A 3,149-nucleotide genomic window follows, 5' to 3' on the forward strand; every position below is an offset into this window, starting at 1 on the left:
TACAATGTGTTTAAATCAAGAGAAAATGTACATTTAAACACTATAATTTACAATGTGTTTAAATCAAGAGAAAATGTGTGCTTATACAAGAGAAAATGTGTGCTTATACAAGAGAAAATGTGTGCTTATACAAGAGAAAATGTGTGCTTATAAGTCTTGAAATGCACGTATAGCAATGCTTTCAGGCTGTCTAAAAGCATTTAAAAGCATTTAAAAGCATTAAAAGCCCAAAAAAGTCAAAATCAAAGGCTATGGCACTCGCTTCGCTCGTGTCGTTTCAAGAGCAAAAGCAAAAGCAAAAGCGTTGATAATGCATTCGCTATGCTCATGCTTTTTGAAGAGCAAAAGCATCAATACTTCGCTCGTAGACACTCGCTAACTACTTGGGTCGATAAACGTATAGATATAGCGTTGAAAGCATTGCTACATCTGCGATTCATCTGTTTTAAAAAGCAAAAGCGGTTTTTCAGAGGGGGGAATAAGCAAATTTTCATTGAGTCGCTCGTAGACACTCGCTAAAACGCTCTAATTTGCGTTCTAAGAGGTTTTTATTATCTCAACTATACTTTCATGCATAAAACACCAAACATGGCTAAAAACCCCATTTTTTTGCGTTTAAATGGGTATTATGAGGGTGAGTAGTCGTTATCATTGCCGTTATCAGGTTTTTTAGGCTCATTTTTTCGCTGTTTTTCTAATTCTTGACGTCTTAAAAGTGCCAAACGTTCTTTTTCCTGCCTTTCTTGCTCAGCCAGTTGTTTTTTCTGTTCTTGTTCTAAGTGTAATTGATTGCGAAGTTCACGGTGTTGGTTAAATCTTTCTTGTTCTTTCTGTCTTTTTAGGAATCTATGATGTTCAAGTGCTGAATCAAAATTATCTTTTAATTTAGCAACTTGCTTATTAAATTCTTTCTCAAGATTTGGATGGTTATATTCGTTGATTATATCCAAATAGGGTTTTGCTCGTTGCTGAACCTCATCAAGTGTTTTTTTTGTATCAGACAGTTCTTTTTTTAATTTTTTTGTTTGACTAGCCAATAAATTAGCATTGTCGAATCGAGGTGCAATTTGATCAATTATCTGAGCAGCCACAGCTTCTGCGACTCTTTCACCGTAAACATTTTTAGATTCAAAAAACTCAGGTTCAGGCACTTCATAGGTGAGTCCTTTTTCAATACCTGGTTCATTCTCATAATTGTTCAATTTTTCATAATATTCTTGAATAGACGTATGTTTTGCTTTGCTCCCCTGTACCCCGCGATCTAATCCTAAATCCTTTACTTCAACTGCAAAATCAGTCTGCATCTGTGAAAGTGTATGTCGAGATCCGCCAATAAATTTTTTAGCATTCAATCGTCCTGTTTCTTCGTCCACTGGAACGACATAAGCAACTAAATGGGGCGTTGTTTCATCTCTATGAATTGTAGTGCTGACAACATTGTTTTTACCGTATTTATTTTCGAGCCATTTTTTCGACTGCTCAAAAAATGCAGTTTCTTTTTCTGTGCCCCAGCCGTCCCAGTCGGGGCTTGCCGTGATCAAATGTTCAATGCACAAAACAGCATCTTTCCGCCGCTTCTCAGGAATACGATCACGAATAGCAGACATACATTTTTCGTTTGTGTCTAAGTCATGATCATTTAAATGAGTGCGATCAGAATCGGCATTGAGCGTTTCACGATTGCGATAATTATGAGAAAGACTGCCCCCGACATCGGCAAACGATTTCAATTTCTGAAGGCGCAAAATAGCAAATGACATTGAGAGATCCAATACCGCAAAAAGCACACGATAGCAGATGGTTTTGAGCTTTGCGATAGCGAAAGTGGACTCACTCCACTTTTAAAACCCCTTATGGGGTCTTAAAAGTTCATGAGCAAGGGGAATCCTCCCCTCGACCCCGACAAACTTTCAGTTTGTATAAAGCGATTTTTTGATGCGTTGAATTCGGTTTTCTAAACCGACAATGCTTTTCTGCAGACGATCGCTATATGCTTTTTTTTGAAGATCAGAAAATTCTTTAAGCTCGTTTTCGAGCTGAGAGATTTTGTCTTGTAGCAAAATCTCTTTCTCAAATTTTGTTATCTCTTTTTCAATCATTCTTTGAAACCAGCTTTTTCTAAAACTGGATAAAGCTCTCTGAATTTTTCAGGTTGTAAAAGCATGTCGGCGATGCGAATAGCAAATTGTTGGTAGCTTTCTGTACCTTGTGAGTATTTCCCCATTTCGGGCATTTCAGACATTTTATTAGCAAATAAATGGCGTTGTGAGTCAGTCATCTTGATAAAGAAATCGGGTGTATTAGGATCTCGTTTAGATTCGATTTTCTTTACCTGTTGCTTCTGTTTAAATCTGAATGAAAATCCTGAAATAGTACGACCTCGCTTATGTTGCTCGTAGCTTGCTGTAATGTCGGTATGCTCATTGATTTGTTTAATAGCAGGCTCTAGTACACGAGCTTTAAAATGGTGCATGCGTTCATATTCACCATTTTCAACACCAATTTTTTGCCTAAATTCTGATAGCTCAATTTGGGGTGTTTTACCAACTTCACGCCATGCGATTAATAGCTCATACAGACGGATAGCATATTTACTGGTGAGGTTAGACACTTGTTTTAATTGATAACTTGTAAAGTGTTCTTCAAGCCGTGTAACCAATGGCACAACGTCTGGAGCGAAAGTAATTTCTAAGATAGCCAATGAATCAACATAGAAAATACGGCTAACCCAACGTGAACGTACAACACCTGTTTTACCTGTCTTTTTATATTCAGCAACATAGCTAAATTTACGCTCAAACAAGTTATTTACAGCTTCTTTCATGACTTTGTATGCTGCATCAGTTGATACATTAAAATGCTTTGCGTAATCGCTAGCATGTATTTCTAGCTTACTATCGGCTGTAATACCTTGACCTGTTTCTCTTGCGTTTATCACAGCAAGCATAATTAAACGCTGTTCAGCCGTTTCTAAGTTGTAACTGGCGTTAATCAAAGCATTATCTTTCACTACTAACTCATTCTTCATAGTAATCACAATAATTATTTTATGTGTATTTAAACACTATAATTTACAATGTGTTTAAATCAAGAGAAAATGTACATTTAAACACTATAATTTACAATGTGTTTAAATCAAGAGAAAATGT

General features: G+C 36.5%; 3 protein-coding genes. All 3 read right to left on the reverse strand.

Annotated elements, in window-relative coordinates; all coding sequences use genetic code 11:
* Positions 1-626: 626 nt before the first annotated feature.
* Positions 627-1,760, reverse strand: coding sequence for a MobV family relaxase (gene mobV / locus PG900_RS22900; protein ID WP_270832362.1), 1,134 nt, complete (start codon positions 1,758-1,760; stop codon positions 627-629).
* Between the two features lie 150 nt (positions 1,761-1,910).
* Positions 1,911-2,099 (reverse strand): hypothetical protein, encoded by a 189-nt coding sequence (locus tag PG900_RS22905; RefSeq protein WP_270832363.1) that lies wholly within the window; start codon positions 2,097-2,099, stop codon positions 1,911-1,913.
* Positions 2,096-3,010, reverse strand: coding sequence for a replication initiation protein RepM (gene repM / locus PG900_RS22910; RefSeq protein ID WP_442866161.1), 915 nt, complete (start codon positions 3,008-3,010; stop codon positions 2,096-2,098). The genes PG900_RS22905 and repM overlap by 4 nt, the downstream gene beginning before the upstream one ends.
* Positions 3,011-3,149 lie beyond the last annotated feature (139 nt).

The organism is Aeromonas sp. QDB03 (assembly GCF_027707985.1).
GTDB lineage: Bacteria > Pseudomonadota > Gammaproteobacteria > Enterobacterales > Aeromonadaceae > Aeromonas > Aeromonas hydrophila.